A 14,565-nucleotide genomic window follows, 5' to 3' on the forward strand; every position below is an offset into this window, starting at 1 on the left:
TGACAACAGCAATCAGCAGTCCCGTAATGGCCGTGAACGACGCGCGGCGACTAAAAGATTCATCCGCCTCAGACGACGCTAGGTCGTCCTCTTTCGACGGGGGAAAAGCATCTGAGGCCATAGAACGGGAGCCTGGTTGGACCCCCTCCTCTCATCAATGATGTTGATCCATTCATTCTGTCACTGACGAAAGCAGCTTGCAGCGAGCGTTAAGCAGCTGGTCGGTCCTGCTGGTCGAGGCGTGCACTGTTCAAATCGGATGGAACTTGCCCACGGCCCTCGAGATGGGTGCGGATCAGTCGGAGCTCTTCGAGGATCGATCCCAGGATTTGCTGCGTCGCCGTTGAAGGAGAATTCAACACCTCAACGGTGACCTCCTTGATTCGCAAAACATCCTTGGCAAAGCGTGCCACCTCGTTGGGATGGAACATCAGAGGATCTTTCTGATCGCTGCGATATTCAGGGTTCAGCTTGCGGGGATTGAAGGGTGGATTGAGATTGCGAGGGTCTGTGTTGGTGTACCGGTAAACAGATGCACGAGAACGATTGAGAGATTTCTGAACATCGTCAATTCCCACTAATGCTTCAGCTTGCTGATTAGCTTGGATTGAATCCATGGAAATTTCTGCCGGTTGCTGAACACTTGACGCCACAGATTCAACGGGGCGAGGAAACATGAGACGTGCCTAGGACAGTCTGGATTGAGCTGGACGGTAGCAGCCGAGACTCAGGGCGGACAGGGGAATTCCGGCAAAACAGACACTTCCGCGATCGGCATGCTCACCCTGAGCGGTGATAACTTCCAAATTCCAATTTCTTGCAAGCAATGCGCGTCTCCCGCCTGCTGCTGGTGACGCTTCGGGATGTTCCCGCCGAAGCGGAGATCACTTCGCATCAGTTGCTGTTACGAGCTGGATACATCCGCCGCGTTGGATCAGGGATCTACGCCTATCTGCCGCTTATGTGGAAAGTGCTGCAGAAAATCACTGCCGTTGTGCGAGAGGAGATGAACCGAAGTGGCGCCCAGGAAACCCTGCTTCCACAGCTGCACCCTGCAGAGCTTTGGCAGAGAAGTGGTCGCTGGCAGGGCTACACCGCTGGCGAAGGCATCATGTTCCACCTCGAAGACCGACAAGGCCGCGAACTGGGGCTTGGCCCAACCCATGAAGAGGTGATCACCAACCTGGCGGGCGAGCTTTTGCGGTCATACCGGCAGCTCCCGGTGAACCTCTATCAGATCCAGACCAAATTCCGCGATGAGATCCGTCCCCGCTTTGGCCTGATGCGGGGTCGCGAATTCATCATGAAGGATGCGTACTCCTTCCATGCCAGCGAAGCGGATCTACGCGAGACCTATGGCCTGATGGATCAGGCCTATCGCCGCATCTTTGAACGATGTGGCCTCGAGGCTGTCCCCGTCGATGCTGACAGCGGAGCCATCGGCGGAGCTGCCTCCCAGGAATTCATGGTGACGGCGGATGCCGGTGAAGACCTGATCCTGATCAGCGATGACGGTCAGTACGCCGCCAACCAAGAGAAAGCTGTTTCGATCCCGGCAGCGGCGTCTCCTCTCCCCGATGGCCCGGAGGAATTGATTCCAACCCCTGGTTTGGGCAGCATCGAGAGCCTCTGCGACGCCAAAGGCTGGGATCCGAGCCAAGTGGTGAAGGTGCTGCTCTTCGTGGCGACCTTGGACGACGACACCCTGCAGCCCCTGTTGGTGAGCCTCCGTGGTGACCAGGAGCTCAACCCCACCAAGGTCCTGAACGCCGTCAGCCGCATCCTGAACAAGGGTGTTCTCGATTGCCGCCCGCTCACTCCAGACGACAGCAACCGTCAGCAGATTGATCCGATCCCCTTCGGTTCCATCGGACCCGACCTCTCCGATGATGTCCTGCAGGGAGCCAAGACCTGGGAACCGACATTCCTACGCCTGGCGGACGCAACCGCCAGCGAACTCAGCACCTTCATCTGTGGTGCCAACAGCCCCGATCTGCACCGTATCAACACCAGCTGGGCCGCCGTCGAGCAGACACCGACCAGCCTGGATCTACGCAATGCACTGGCGGGCGACGTCTGCCAACACAACCCGGAATCACGGCTGACGGAAAAAAGGGGCATCGAAGTCGGCCACATTTTCCAGTTGGGTCGGAAATATTCCGAAGCCATGGAAAGTCGCTTCACCAACGAGAACGGCAAAACCGAACCGTTCTGGATGGGGTGTTACGGAATCGGTGTCTCCAGGCTGGCGCAGGCTGCCGTTGAACAACATCACGATGACAGTGGCATCTGCTGGCCGACCGCCATCGCCCCCTTCGAGGCCATCGTGGTCGTCGCCAACATCCAGGATGAAACCCAGTCGCAGCTTGGAGAAGCGCTTTACACGACGCTGCAAAACGCCGGCGTCGATGTGCTAATCGACGACCGCAAGGAACGCGCCGGCGTCAAATTCAAGGATGCTGATCTGATCGGAATCCCCTGGCGCATCGTGGTGGGACGCGACGCCTCCACCGGCACCGTTGAGCTGGTGCGCCGCAGCAACCCCGACGTGCAGAAGCTCCCCCACGCAGAAGCCGTGTCCAGCCTGATCCAGGCTCTGCGCGCTTAAAGTCTTCTGAATCTGAAGGGTTTCATGCTCTCCGCACTGACGCGCCTGCTTCGCCCCCTGAGCCGGGCTGCCGTTGCGCTTGGCCTTGGCTTATGCCTTCTTCTCACAGCCTGCAGTGGGGATGCTGAAGCCCGTCTGAGCGGCAACTACGTGGACGACACGGTGGCTGTGTCCCGCATGTTGAGGTCCGTAATTGACCTGCCCCAGGACGATCCCACCCACGCCGAGGCCGAAGCCGACGCACGGGCCTTGATCAATGACTACATGTCCCGCTATAGGCCCCAGCCACGCGTGAACGGACTGAGCTCGTTCACGACCATGCAAACCGCGCTGAATTCCCTGGCTGGTCACTACGCCTCCTATGCCAATCGGCCTCTGCCGGAAGCACTGCATGACCGGCTCGCCAAGGAACTCACCAAAGCTGAAAAGTCGGTTGTCCGGGGAAGCTGAGGCCCTGAACGCTCAAGTTTTGACGAGGCCGCCCGAGATCTGAGATACTCGCGGATTGTGCAGATCTGCGGCTTCGGGCCGCCGTGTTCTTGGCCAACGTTGTCGTCATCGGAGCGCAGTGGGGTGACGAGGGAAAAGGAAAGATCACCGATCTCCTCAGCCGCTCCGCCGATGTGGTGGTGCGCTACCAGGGTGGGGTGAATGCAGGCCACACGATCGTGGTTGACGACCGTGTTCTGAAACTGCACTTGATTCCCTCTGGAATCCTCTATCCCGACACGATCTGCCTGATCGGGTCCGGCACGGTGGTGGATCCCAAGGTGATGCTCGGTGAGCTGGACATGCTCATCGCCAACGACATCGAGATCTCGGGCCTTCGTTTGGCATCCACGGCCCACGTGACAATGCCGTACCACCGCCTGCTCGATCAGGCCATGGAGAAGCAGAGGGGCGCGCGCCGGATCGGAACGACAGGGCGCGGGATCGGTCCCACCTATGCCGACAAATCCCAGCGCAGTGGAATCCGTGTGATCGACCTGCTGGACGAACAGCGGCTGAGGGACCGCCTCGAGGGCCCACTTCAGGAGAAGAACGAACTTCTCCAAACCATTTATGGCGTTGCGCCCCTGAACGACGAAGACGTCATCCAGGAATATCTGGAATACGGCAAGCGCCTCGCCCCCCACGTGGTGGAATGCACCCAGACGATTCACCAGGCGGCAAGGGATCGCAAAAACATCCTGTTCGAAGGGGCTCAAGGCACGCTGTTGGACCTGGACCACGGCACCTACCCCTATGTCACATCCTCCAATCCCGTTTCCGGCGGGGCCTGCATCGGCGCAGGCGTGGGCCCAACCTTGATTGACCGCGTCATCGGCGTCGCCAAGGCCTACACCACCCGTGTGGGTGAGGGCCCCTTCCCCACCGAACTGAGCGGCAGCCTGAACCAGCAGCTCACGGAACGGGGTGGTGAATTCGGTACCACCACTGGCCGCCAACGGCGCTGTGGCTGGTTTGACGGCGTGATCGGTCGCTACGCCGTTCAGGTCAACGGCCTGGACTGTCTGGCCGTGACCAAGCTGGATGTGCTGGACGAACTGGACGAAATTCAGGTCTGCGTGGCCTATGAACTCAACGGCGAGCGAATCGAGCACTTCCCGAGCAGTGCCGATGACTTCGCCCAGTGCAAACCCATCTTCGAAACCCTGCCGGGCTGGCAGTGCTCCACCGAGGAATGCCGCAGCCTTGAGGATCTCCCCAAGCCGGCCATGGATTACCTGCGCTTCCTCGCCGATCTGATGGAAGTGCCGATCGCCATTGTCTCCCTGGGGGCCAGCCGTGATCAGACCATCGTTGTCGAAGATCCGATCCATGGACCCAAGCGGGCCCTTTTGAGCGCCTGAGCCTCTGAGGTCCATACTTCGGAGCGACTTCAAAGCCCCGATGTCATCAGAGATCCGTTTCCCCAGCGCCTGCAGTCTCGATGTCGTTGGCATCGGCAATGCCATCGTCGATGTTCTGGTGCAAACGGACGACAGCTTCATAGCTGAACACGGCCTCCAGAAAGGAGGCATGGCGCTGATCGATGAGCAACAAGCTGAGATGCTCTACAGGGCGAGTGGCCCGGGCCTCGAAACCTCAGGTGGATCAGTCGCCAACACCATGGTTGGTATCGCTCAACTGGGTGGTCGCGCTGGTTTCATCGGCCGCGTCCGGAACGACCAGCTCGGCAGCATTTTCAGCCACGACATCCGGGCCGTTGGGGCACGCTTTGAGACCCCAGCAGCCACCAGCGGAGCCACAACAGCACGCTGCCTGATTTACGTCACGCCCGACGCCGAGCGCACCATGTGCACCTTCCTGGGGGCCTCCACCCAACTGGACCCCGAGGATCTCGACCTCTCCATGGTCCAGCAGGCCAAGGTGCTTTACCTGGAGGGCTACCTATGGGACAGTCCAGCCGCCAAGCGGGCCTTCATCGCCGCCGCCGAAGCCTGCCGTGAAGCGGGCGGGCAGGTCGCCCTGTCCCTCTCCGATGGCTTCTGTGTGGATCGGCACAGGGAGAGCTTCCTTGAGCTTGTGAATGGCCACGTCGATGTGTTGTTCGCCAATGACGTTGAAATTCAGTCGCTCTACGAGACCGACGTTTTCGACCAGGCCCTTGAGCGGGTGCGCGGCTGCTGCTCAGTGATTGCAATCACCCGTGGTGCCCAGGGATCCGTCGTGCTGAGTGGAGACCAGCGCTGGGATGTCGGCATCTTCGGCCTGGGGGACCTGGTGGACACCACCGGAGCAGGCGATCTCTATGCCGGGGGATTTCTGCATGGCTTCACCCAAGGCGAGTCACTCGAACGCTGCGGTGAGCTCGGAGCCCTCTGCGCCGGCCAGATCGTGACCCAACTGGGGGCCCGCTCCCAGGTCTCCCTCAAGCAGCTGGCGGAAACGCATCTGAACTGAGCTCAGCGATTGCCCAGGCCCCATAGGCCGGTGATGCAGTCACCGGCCAGCACAACCACTAAGGGGTGTCGTAGCTGTGCAGCTCTGAGAGAGCCGAGCGCAGGGCATCCACATGCATGGCGGAGATCTTCATCAGCAGTTGGACCTCATGGGAGGCCTGCAGCGCCCCCTCCCAGCGATAGAACGACTGAACCGGGTGGATGGAGACACAGGCCACGAGATGGCGCTCCAGCAAGGCCTCAGCGCGCCCAAAAGCTCGCTGAGGCCTTGCTTCCGTGGTGAGGGTGAGGGCCAGCACCACCCCACTCGCTTCAATCACGCTCAAGCCGATCGATCAGGCTGATGAAATCCTCGACACAATCCATTCCATCGGGGGGAGATGGACGCCGCAACAGCAGCAAGCTCAGCCCCAGTTCTGTGGTGAGTTGATGCCAGAGCTGTTCCGTCACACCACCGGACTGGCGGCAGAGCACCACCTCAATGTCCCAGCGACGGCAGAGGGACCGCTCGATCGCCCCCGGCGCCTCCCCTTGCAGGGGTCGCACCACGGCCAGGTGATCCGGGGGCAGACCTGCCCGCAAGGCTGCGCGCAATCCATCGGGGGAGGGAAGCGCACGGGCATAGGGGATGGCTCCGGCACGGCGCACAGCAGCAGTCCAGGCCGGAAGATGACGACCTCCAATGGCCAGCAGCAGGCGTTGGCCGTGGAGCGGTTGGGCCGCCAATGCATCGGCATCAGCAAGGAGAAAGGCCGCTCCCAGCGGTTCAAGACGACGCTCATAACGCAGCAGCGGTTGGCCGAGATCCGCACAGGCCGTAACCAGGTCATGGCTGATTCGAGCCGCAAAAGGATGCGTGGCATCCACCACACAACGGAAAGGGCCGGCCTGATGCAGAGCTGCCTTGATTCCGCCAATGCCCTGCAGGGCACCAATCGAGAGCCGCTCCACAGGCAATCCCGCGTAGGCCTTCGCCGCAGTTGCCGTCACCACACTCACGCTCACACGCCAATTGCGGCGGGAGAGCTCCTGCACCAAACGCGGCCCTTCACCGGTTCCAGCCAGCAGCAGGACACGACGCTGGTCATTCGCGGGGCCTTGCATCAGGATGTGCGCCGACACCAGCTCAAGCCATGAACCATTGCGTGCTCGAAGTGGAGGTGATCGACGCACCGACGGTTCGATACACCCAGGACAACCAGACTCCCATTGCGGAGATGGCCGTGCGCTTTGATCCCCTTCGTGAGGGTGATCCGCCAGGTGAATTGAAAGTGGTGGGCTGGGGCAACTTGGCCCAGGAGCTGCAGAACCGTGTGCAGACCGGGCAGCGGCTGCTGATCGAAGGCCGGCTGCGGATGAACACCATGCCCCGGGGCGACGGCATGAAGGAAAAACGTGCTGAATTCACCCTGGCTCGGCTTCATCCGATCGGCGCGGCAGCCACGACGGGTGCAGCCCCTTCCGGCAACCCTTCAGCCCCGGCCCCCAGCCGCCAGGCCCCCGCGGCTGCGCCGACCAAGGCGGCGATAGAGCCTGAACCGGCCAGCTGGAATGCTGCGCCCCTCGTGCCCGACACCGACGACATCCCCTTCTGAATCAGAGGACACTCGCGTTGCGTCGCCGCTTAACGACCCGCTTCGTCCTGCAGCTCTGAGGCTCGGGTGATCAGTTGCCCGAGCTCCCGTTCAAGGGCGGCAAGATCCAGCCGCAGCTCGGGCCAGCGGCCACCATCAATCTGCTGCAGCAACCAGCTGCGATCACGGTCGAGCTGCTGGAGCAGATCATCCATGCCGGTCGACGATGGATCAGGCACTAGCTCAAGACAGTTGATCTCCATCCTGATGGCCTAGAGGTCAAAATGACGATCAAGCCAAGGCCTTCATGAAGGATTTCTTCTCCCCCGGCAGCCTCGTCACCATCGCCGGAGGCGTGCTGACCGTGGTCGGTGCCACCGCTTACGCCACCGGGAGCGCCAACCTCAGCCTGCCCACGATCTTCTACGGAATCCCGATCTTGTTGGGGGGGCTGGCCCTGAAATCGTCGGAGCTGCCACCCGCCATCCGGGTGACACCGATCAAGACCTTTCAAAAGGAACGCGAAGCTGCAGCCCCAGAACTGGGCAAATTGCTCGGCGATGTGACGCGCTGGCGCTACGGCCAGAAGGCCCACCTGGAGTCGTCGCTGGAAGCGCTCAAACTCTGGGATGAAGACACCCCACCGCAGTTGGAAGAGATCGAAGAGCTTCATTCCGAGAGCGGCTATGGCCTGCGGATGCGTTTCCTGCTGGGAGCCGTTCCCCTCGAACGCTGGCAAGAGCGGCAGGAGCGGCTGGGGCGTTTCTTCGCCAAGGGGATGCGAGCGGAACTCAAGCAACTGGATGAACAACGGCTGGACGTTGTTCTGCTTCCAGCGGGTGAGGCCTAAGCCATGGCCCAATCCGCCCAGAACAACGATGAGGCCCTCAGGGTGTCGGTGCTCAGCGAAGCGCTCCCCTACATCCAGCGCTTCGCCGGTCGGCGCATCGTGATCAAGTACGGCGGGGCCGCCATGGCCCATGCCGAGCTGCGTTCAGCCGTGTTTCGTGACCTGGCCCTGCTGGCCTGTGTTGGCGTCCAACCCGTCGTTGTTCATGGCGGCGGGCCCGAAATCAACCAGTGGCTGCAGCGTCTGGAAATCCCCGCCGAATTCCGCGACGGACTGCGGGTCACCGACGCCGACACCATGGACGTGGTCGAGATGGTGCTGGTGGGTCGCGTCAACAAGCAGATCGTGAATGGGCTCAATCAGCTCGGCACCCGTGCGGTTGGTTTGAGCGGAAGTGACGGCAGTCTTGTGGAGGCACGCCCCTGGGGGGACGGCAGCCATGGGCTGGTGGGAGATGTTGCCCGCGTCAATCCCGATGTGCTCGAACCGCTGCTGGAGAAGGGTTATGTGCCCGTCATCTCCAGCGTTGCCGCAACCCCCGATGACGGTCGAGCCCACAACATCAATGCCGACACGGTGGCGGGAGAACTGGCGGCGGCCCTGGAGGCTGAAAAACTGATCCTGCTGACCGACACCCCCGGCATCCTCGAAGATCGGGATGACCCCGACTCGCTGATCCGCAAACTGCGCCTCGCAGAGGCGCGACAACTGATTGAGGACGGCGTGGTCGCAGGGGGCATGACGCCCAAAACGGAATGTTGCATCCGCGCCCTGGCTCAGGGCGTGTCAGCCGCCCACATCATCGATGGCCGGGTTCCCCATGCCCTTTTGCTCGAAGTCTTCACCGACGCCGGCATCGGCACCATGGTGGTGGGACGCGGCTAGAGGGTGAGCGATCAGGACGCAGCACTGGACCTCTCTGAAGCGGAGGCAGCCCTGGAGCGCGGGGACTACGGCCAGGGCCTGGAGCTGCTTCTCCCCCTGGCGGAACAACACCCGCTCAATAGCCCGGAGGGGCCGGGCCTTCGGCTCCTGATGATCACCGCCTGGATGGGCCAGGGGCAGGACGACAAAGCCATCGCCACCTGCAGGCTGCTGAGTCGCTGCCGCGATCCCAAGTTGCGCCAGCAAGCCAAACAACTGCTCGGGATTCTTGAAGCCCCAAGCCTGGATCGTCCGGAACGCTGGTCGATGCGGATGCCGCAACTGGAGCTGAATGGCTCCGGCAGCGGGCAGACCTCCACCATGCGGCGGCGACGGTCGCGGCGCCCCGAGCCCCCGCCACCACCACCCACGGGGCCGACGCGTTCACCGGCAGCGGGGTTCGCCATGCTGGTGATGGCGGTTCTGCTGGGGATCACGCTGTTGCTGAGCGGTTGCGTCCGCATCGACGCTGATCTCGACCTTCGCGGCCCGGATCGACTGGCCCTCACCTGGGACGTGCGGAGCATCCAGGAACGCCCGCTGCCCTGGCAGGAGCAATTCGAGCGAGACCTACAACGGGAGGTTCCCGGGCTGAAGATTGAACAACAAGGTCCTGGACGCCAACAGATCAGCAGCCGTGGTGCCTCATCCCACGAGCTGGCGCAACAAATGGCGGCCGTGGTTGCCGTGGCTGGTCGTGCGGCTGGGGTCTCGATCCCCGCACCAATGCTCAAGCTCGAAGAACGCAACTGGCTGCTGGGGGTGCAGCAGCACGTGCAGCTGATGGTGGACCTCAGCGATCTGCCCGAGATCCCTGGGCTCGAAGTTCATCTGAGCCTCAACCATGGGCAGGTGGAGCGCACGGCTCTTTCCGGCACCACCACCGAAGTCAGCTGGCAGGGCTGGCGCTGGAATCCACTCGGCCTGGGGGGTCTGGTGATCCTGATGCTGCTGATAAGCAGCATGGTGCTGCAGGTGGTGCGTCGGAAGCTGGGCTTTGGCTTCCCGGAACTGCCCTCCTGATCAAAGCTGCTGCGGGTCGGGATCCACAGTGAGCGCCACACCCTTGGGCAAGCCATCCCAGAGGGCCTGCCCTGGAGGCAGCGGAAGCGGGGAGCCCGCCGGACCGTGCAGCAACAGCTGCCATCGGCTGCGGCCGGCAACCCGGGCCACAGGCGCTGGGGCCGGACCCAACAACCACCAGTTCTGGTGCTGACAAATCGGCCGGATCCGCTCCGCCAGCACCGCTGCCGCCGTTGCTGTTTTACTGGGTGATTCTCCAGACAGTCGCAGCAGACAGGCGCGACTGAAGGGCACCAGACCAGCTTCCTTGCGAAGGGCCACCTCCTGGGAGAGGAACGCTTCATAACGACCATCCACGAGGTGTTGAATCACCGGATGCTCTGGGGTGTAGGTCTGCACCAACACCTGCCCCGGTCGCTCACCTCGCCCGGCACGGCCCGCCAACTGCATCAGCAACTGCAGGGCCTGCTCTCCTGCGCGGAGGTCGGGGCGGTGCAGAAGCCCATCCGCCGCAAGCACCGCCGCCAGGGTGACCCGCGGCAGATCCATGCCCTTGGCCAGCATCTGCGTGCCGATCAAAACATCGGCTTCTCCAGCAGCAAAACGGTCCAACAGGCGTCGATGGCCATCACGCCCCCCGGTGGAATCGCGATCGAAGCGAAGCAAGCGAAGACCTTCGAGCTCCTGGGAGAGCAGTTCCAACACCTTCTGCGTCCCGGCGCCAAAGGGCTTGAAAGCCGTGGAACCGCAGTGGCTGCAGCGGTTCTCCATAGTCTCACGGTGGTCACACCAATGGCATCGCAGCCACTGACGTCCGCCCTGGCCACGGTGAACGGTGAGCGCCACATCACAGTGGGGGCACATGACCACCTCGCCGCAACTGCGGCAGCTCAAAAAGGGGCTGTACCCCCGACGAGGCACCAAAACAACCGCCTGTTCGCCCTGCTCCGGCAGCGCCGCAAGACGATCCATCAAGGCGCGACTGACCAGACGTTTGTGTCCTTCGGCCAGCTCATGGCGCATGTCGATGACATGCACTGGAGGTAGAGCCTGCCGGGAAATCCGCTCGGTCAAGCGCACCAAGGTCAACGGACCATCAGGCCCCGATTGAATCCAACTCTCGAGCGACGGTGTGGCACTGCCCAGCACAAGCCGTGCCTGTTGCATCACAACCCGGTCCAAAGCCAGGTCCCGGGCGTGGTAACAGGGCATCGGGGCGTCTTGCTTGTAGGAGCTGTCGTGCTCCTCATCCAGAACGACCAGCCCCAGCGGCTTCAACGGCACGAACACCGCAGAGCGGGTTCCCACCACCACCAACGGCTGTTTCGAGGCAAGACAGCGGCGCCAGGTTCGAACCCGTTCGGCGTCACCACAACCACTGTGGTACTCCACCACGCGCGAGCCGAAACGTCTGCGGCAGCGGTCAACGAGTTGGGGGATCAAACCGATCTCAGGGGTCAGCAGCAGGACATGCCGGCCCCGGTCCAGCTCCTGAGCAGCCAGTTGGAGGTACACCTCGGTTTTGCCGGAGCCGGTGATACCCCAGAGCAACAGCCCCTGTCCCACGGAAAGCTGTTCATAGGCCTCAACAATGGCCTGCTGCTCAGCAGTCAAGGCCCGTGGCCGCTCCAAAGCACCCTCATCAACTCCAGGGTTGTCCGCAGCCCCTCGCCGTTCTCGCGTCAGATACCCCCGTTGAACGAGAGCGGTCAGCAACGGGGCGCCAAACCCAGTGGCGACCAGATCACGCTGCCAGCCACCACCTCCCTCCGCCTTTAACCACATCAGCAGCTCCTGCTGACGTGGCGTTGGTGGCTCGACGTCCTCAGGGGCCTCACACAGCTGAACCCAGTACATCTGGCGCCCCCCCGCCAGTGAACGCTGACCAGCCTGACCGAGCCAGCCCGCCGGCAAAGCTGCTTTCAACATGCGAAAGGCACTGAGGTAGCAGCGGTTCGCCGCCCCTTCCAACCATCCATACCAATCAGGATCCACTGCGGCCCGCTGCAAGAGGGCTTCCACCGGTTGAAGGCCAGTGGGATCATCCACGCCCCACTCCCGCTCGGAGACCACAAGCCCATGCATGGCACGACCCCGAAGGCGCACCCGCACCAGGTCTCCGGGCCTCAATCCCATGGCTGGATCAGCGGCATAGCTGAAGGCCCGCCCCTCCCGTCCTGCCTCCAGCCACACATCAACAGAGCGCCGTAAATGCGACTGGACCTTGCAAACTTCGGAAGACTTCATTAATCTGGGGAGGTTGGGCATTTCTTGCCAACACTGCGCTCGATCCAGAGGGAAGACACAGAGTCTGAAGCCAGGGCTTGTCCTTGCCACTTTGACCGGTCTGAGACCACCCCGGACAGCACAGACAACCGGTCCAAGCGTTGCCTCGTTTCGCGGACACCACCATCACTCCACAATCTCCATCCAGCGCCCACAGCGTCTGTTTTTTTGTGTGCACAGGAGACACAAGGCTCTTCTGAGCGAGTTGATGGTGTGCTTCTGATGCTTTGACGTCCACCTCTCTATCCGACTTTCACTCTCACCATGACCCCTGCCGCAACCAAAGCTGCCAAGCCAGACATCGTTCTTCTGGCCAATGCTGATGGCACGGTGAAGGAAGTCTCAACCAAGAACAACACGGAAGCCAAGAAGGCTCCTGCGCGTCGACGGACCAGCAAAGCGAGCGCCAAAGACCTGAGTGCCGCAGCCGATGAACTGCTGGCAGCGGCAGACCAGGCGAAGAAGCCGACGACCGCCAAGAAAAAACCCACAACCAAAACCTCCAAGACCAAAGCCGCCACAACTAAGAAGCCAGCCACCACCAAAAAGGCCACCGCAAAGAAGAGCACCACCAAGCCATCAACGGCGAAGGCAGCCGCAGCCAAGCCAACGGCCGAAGAGAAAGCCAAAACAGCTGCCGCCGAGAAAGAGGCCAAGGCCAAAGCCCTGGCCAGCATCAAGATCGGCCCCAAAGGGGTTTACACCGAAGACTCCATCAGGGTTTATCTGCAGGAAATAGGGCGGATTCGCCTGCTGCGTCCCGACGAAGAGATCGAACTGGCCCGCAAAATTGCCGATCTGCTCTATCTCGAGGAACTGGCTTCCCAATTTGAAAGTGACAACGGTCGAGAGCCCGACAACAAAGAGTGGGCTGCGCTTGTGGAAATGCCACTCATCCGCTTCCGGCGTCGCTTGATGCTCGGCCGACGGGCCAAGGAAAAAATGGTGCAATCCAACCTGCGCCTGGTGGTCTCGATTGCCAAGAAGTACATGAATCGAGGTCTGAGTTTTCAAGACCTGATTCAGGAAGGAAGCCTTGGCCTGATTCGGGCAGCCGAAAAGTTCGACCACGAAAAGGGCTACAAGTTCTCCACCTACGCCACCTGGTGGATTCGTCAGGCCATCACACGCGCCATTGCCGACCAGAGCCGCACCATCCGCCTACCGGTGCACCTCTACGAAACGATCTCCAGGATCAAGAAAACCACCAAGGTTCTCTCCCAGGAATTCGGCCGGAAGCCAACCGAAGAGGAAATCGCGGAATCGATGGAAATGACCATCGAAAAGCTGCGCTTCATCGCCAAGAGCGCCCAGCTGCCGATCTCCCTGGAGACTCCCATTGGCAAGGAAGAGGATTCACGCCTGGGCGATTTCATCGAAGCCGACATCGAGAATCCTGAGCAGGACGTTGCCAAAAATCTGCTTCGTGAAGACCTGGAAGGCGTGCTGGCCACCCTCAGCCCCCGCGAGCGCGATGTGCTGCGACTGCGCTACGGCCTGGACGACGGGCGGATGAAAACCCTCGAGGAAATTGGCCAGATTTTTGATGTGACCCGTGAACGGATCCGTCAGATCGAAGCCAAGGCCCTGCGTAAATTGCGCCACCCGAACCGCAATGGGGTTCTCAAGGAGTACATCAAATAAGTTGTCCGACCAGGGATAGGTCCGCACCATCCTCAGGCGTAATCCATAGGTACAACCGCCCTGGCTCAGATCCACGATGGGCTCCTATAACGAGCGTGAGGGAATTGAGACGCCCTCCTCACACGGAAGAGATCAAACCCCAGTCTCAGGCTGGGGTTTTTCCCTCGGGATAAATAAAAAAATCACATCCGACGGCTTCACTGATCGCTTTCGAAGCTCTCCGTGAATTCCTGAAAGGCACGCTTCAGGCGCTCCACCGGAGTTTCTTCCAGGGGACACTCCTGGCGTGTTTCCAGCGCATAGGCCTGGAGCAATCGAGCATCTGGTTCAAGCACGGAGGCCACCGCACCCTTGAACAGCACCAGATTGTGCTGCGACGTCAGCCCCAGCAGGTAAGGCTGAAGTTCCCAGCTGGACTGCCCATCCTGCGAGGGCTCTGGCGCAGATCGCACCAGACGCGGCCGCAACAGTTGATAGGCATGATCGCCATCGCGATCTGTGGTGTGGCGCAGCCGCGCCATCAGGACATCGCCACTGCACAACAGGATCAAACGAATGCAACCTTCAGCCACCAAGGGGAGCATGGCCTCCTGCTCCTGGGGGGCCGGGGCAACCGAGCCAATTGCTCCGGCCTGACGAACGCCATTGACGACGGGTCCGGGCATGGCTGTCCTGCGTTGCCTGCGAATGTTAAGCGTTCTTCATAAAGAGATCTTCCCTTTCGAAGCTTCACAACCTCTTGAAGGCGAA

General features: G+C 61.4%; 15 protein-coding genes. 9 read left to right on the forward strand and 6 right to left on the reverse strand.

Going from position 1 to position 14,565, the window contains the following annotated elements; genetic code table 11:
• Positions 1–209: 209 nt before the first annotated feature.
• The gene (locus KR52_RS12265) at positions 210–677 is read right to left on the reverse strand and encodes a hypothetical protein (RefSeq protein ID WP_038556299.1); all 468 of its coding nucleotides are present in this window, start codon (positions 675–677) and stop codon (positions 210–212) included.
• 149 nt (positions 678–826) lie between these two features.
• On the opposite strand from KR52_RS12265, the gene KR52_RS12270 reads away from it, so the two are divergent.
• The 4 genes from KR52_RS12270 (at position 827) to KR52_RS12285 (ending at position 5,515) form a co-directional block, all read left to right on the forward strand.
• Positions 827–2,608: a proline--tRNA ligase gene (locus KR52_RS12270; protein ID WP_038556301.1), complete on the forward strand. Its 1,782-nt coding sequence runs from the start codon at positions 827–829 to the stop codon at positions 2,606–2,608.
• 24 nt (positions 2,609–2,632) lie between these two features.
• The gene (gene psb27 / locus KR52_RS12275) at positions 2,633–3,058 is read left to right on the forward strand and encodes a photosystem II protein Psb27 (RefSeq protein WP_038556304.1); all 426 of its coding nucleotides are present in this window, start codon (positions 2,633–2,635) and stop codon (positions 3,056–3,058) included.
• An 83-nt stretch (positions 3,059–3,141) separates the two neighbouring features.
• Entirely contained in the window at positions 3,142–4,461 is a 1,320-nt protein-coding gene (locus tag KR52_RS12280; protein ID WP_173402231.1) for an adenylosuccinate synthase, read from the forward strand.
• A 40-nt stretch (positions 4,462–4,501) separates the two neighbouring features.
• Positions 4,502–5,515: an adenosine kinase gene (locus tag KR52_RS12285; protein ID WP_038556306.1), complete on the forward strand. Its 1,014-nt coding sequence runs from the start codon at positions 4,502–4,504 to the stop codon at positions 5,513–5,515.
• A gap of 58 nt (positions 5,516–5,573) precedes the next feature.
• Here KR52_RS12285 and cutA read toward each other — a convergent pair whose 3' ends face one another.
• Entirely contained in the window at positions 5,574–5,834 is a 261-nt protein-coding gene (gene cutA / locus KR52_RS12290) for a divalent cation tolerance protein CutA (protein ID WP_038557349.1), read from the reverse strand.
• The gene (locus tag KR52_RS12295) at positions 5,827–6,618 is read right to left on the reverse strand and encodes a precorrin-6A/cobalt-precorrin-6A reductase (RefSeq protein WP_038557351.1); all 792 of its coding nucleotides are present in this window, start codon (positions 6,616–6,618) and stop codon (positions 5,827–5,829) included. The genes cutA and KR52_RS12295 overlap by 8 nt, the downstream gene beginning before the upstream one ends.
• A gap of 29 nt (positions 6,619–6,647) precedes the next feature.
• Between KR52_RS12295 and KR52_RS12300 the strand changes: the two genes are divergently transcribed.
• On the forward strand, positions 6,648–7,109 hold the full coding sequence (locus KR52_RS12300; RefSeq protein WP_038556308.1) for a single-stranded DNA-binding protein: 462 nt from the start codon (positions 6,648–6,650) through the stop codon (positions 7,107–7,109).
• A gap of 29 nt (positions 7,110–7,138) precedes the next feature.
• On the opposite strand, the gene KR52_RS12305 is transcribed toward KR52_RS12300, so the two are convergent.
• The gene (locus KR52_RS12305; protein ID WP_173402175.1) at positions 7,139–7,327 is read right to left on the reverse strand and encodes a hypothetical protein; all 189 of its coding nucleotides are present in this window, start codon (positions 7,325–7,327) and stop codon (positions 7,139–7,141) included.
• A gap of 68 nt (positions 7,328–7,395) precedes the next feature.
• On the opposite strand from KR52_RS12305, the gene KR52_RS12310 reads away from it, so the two are divergent.
• From KR52_RS12310 to KR52_RS12320, 3 genes are read left to right on the forward strand one after another with little or no spacing between them, the layout of a single operon-like run.
• Positions 7,396–7,938, forward strand: coding sequence for a DUF2854 domain-containing protein (locus tag KR52_RS12310; protein WP_038556311.1), 543 nt, complete (start codon positions 7,396–7,398; stop codon positions 7,936–7,938).
• 3 nt (positions 7,939–7,941) lie between these two features.
• A complete protein-coding gene (argB, locus tag KR52_RS12315) occupies positions 7,942–8,823 on the forward strand; it encodes an acetylglutamate kinase (protein ID WP_038556313.1) in 882 nt (293 codons plus the stop codon).
• A 3-nt stretch (positions 8,824–8,826) separates the two neighbouring features.
• Positions 8,827–9,885, forward strand: a complete 1,059-nt coding sequence (locus KR52_RS12320; protein ID WP_038556315.1) for a DUF3153 domain-containing protein — start codon at positions 8,827–8,829, stop codon at positions 9,883–9,885.
• Here KR52_RS12320 and priA read toward each other — a convergent pair whose 3' ends face one another.
• Complete coding sequence (priA, locus tag KR52_RS12325) at positions 9,886–12,132, reverse strand: primosomal protein N' (RefSeq protein WP_156957746.1); 2,247 nt, start codon at positions 12,130–12,132, stop codon at positions 9,886–9,888.
• A 303-nt stretch (positions 12,133–12,435) separates the two neighbouring features.
• Here priA and rpoD point away from each other — a divergent pair, with 303 nt between their 5' ends.
• Entirely contained in the window at positions 12,436–13,815 is a 1,380-nt protein-coding gene (gene rpoD, locus KR52_RS12330; protein WP_038556319.1) for an RNA polymerase sigma factor RpoD, read from the forward strand.
• 197 nt (positions 13,816–14,012) lie between these two features.
• On the opposite strand, the gene KR52_RS12335 is transcribed toward rpoD, so the two are convergent.
• On the reverse strand, positions 14,013–14,480 hold the full coding sequence (locus KR52_RS12335) for a hypothetical protein (protein ID WP_038556321.1): 468 nt from the start codon (positions 14,478–14,480) through the stop codon (positions 14,013–14,015).
• Positions 14,481–14,565: the final 85 nt, after the last annotated feature.

This window comes from Synechococcus sp. KORDI-52, from assembly GCF_000737595.1.
Classification (GTDB): Bacteria; Cyanobacteriota; Cyanobacteriia; order PCC-6307; family Cyanobiaceae; genus Parasynechococcus.